At 76.3% G+C, this 655-nt stretch carries 1 protein-coding gene; it reads right to left on the bottom strand.

The window, feature by feature from the left end; translation table 11 throughout:
- On the bottom strand, positions 1 to 655 hold a 655-nt coding region (locus HW577_RS26095; RefSeq protein WP_198378971.1), incomplete at both ends, for a hypothetical protein.

The raw sequence follows: 655 nt of genomic DNA, 5'->3' as shown, positions 1-655 counted from the left end.
TGCTCTTCGGATCTATGTCGAGGTCGTCCGCGCGCAGCACGATGCGCCCGCCCGCGCCGGCCACCACCGCGTCGCCCGCGCCGCCGTCGCGCAGTTCCATCAGCCCCGCGCCGCCGCGCACCACGACGTCCCCGCCCGCGGCGACACCGGCAAGGGCGGCGATGCGGTTGCCCGCATTGCCCGGGTCGAGCAGCACGGAGCCGTTCGGGAAGGTCGCGCGCAGCGCCGCCACGTCGAGCACGCTGCCCGGATCCTGGGTGAGGCCCGCATTGCCGGCGAGGGACAGCAGCCCGACGCGCGGGCTCGTTCCATCCACCAGGTCGGCCGTGCCGGCGATGGTCACGGCGCCCGTCGTCGCGACATCCCCGAGCGACAGCACCGCCGCCGGCGTGCCGGTGGGCAGGAAGGCGAGTTCGGTGGAGTCGAGCGTGATCCGCCCGGCGTTGACGCTGCCGGAAGCGCCGCCGAGCACGTAGCCGATCGAGCCATCCGCCGTGGCCGGCAGCAGCACGATGGTGCCGGCGGGCGCGCGCAGCTGCGCGGCGATGGCGAGGTCGTCCGCGCGCAGCGTCAGCGTGCGGCCGGTGCCGACCTGCAGCGCCTCGCCCACCGTCAGCGTCGCGCCGGCGCCGATCCGCACCGTGGCGTCGCCGCC

It is taken from the genome of Neoroseomonas rubea (genome assembly GCF_016106015.1).
Classification (GTDB): domain Bacteria; phylum Pseudomonadota; class Alphaproteobacteria; order Acetobacterales; family Acetobacteraceae; genus Neoroseomonas; species Neoroseomonas rubea.
This window is presented reverse-complemented; position numbering and strand designations above follow the sequence as displayed.